Annotated in this window: 1 protein-coding gene; it reads left to right on the forward strand. The window is 45.3% G+C overall.

The window, feature by feature from the left end; all coding sequences use genetic code 11:
* Positions 1 to 201, forward strand: a 201-nt coding sequence (locus tag LB465_RS18300; protein ID WP_224471340.1) for a hypothetical protein, incomplete at both ends; no start/stop codon positions are given.

Here is a 201-nt window from a genome sequence, read left to right on the forward strand (position 1 = left end):
CTTCCTGGTCTGAACTTGCTGCCGATACTTATACTGTTGTTGCAAGAAACGCTGACGGATGTGAATCGGAAGAGCTTTCTGTAACAATAAACGCTCAACCTGAAACTCCTGATGCTCCTGTAGTAGCTGAAACTGTTCAACCAACTTGTGACGAAGCAACCGGGTCTTTCAGCATCACTGCTGTAACCGGAATGGAATATA

It is taken from the genome of Salegentibacter lacus (assembly GCF_020164555.1).
In the GTDB taxonomy this organism is placed as follows: Bacteria; Bacteroidota; Bacteroidia; order Flavobacteriales; family Flavobacteriaceae; genus Salegentibacter; species Salegentibacter lacus.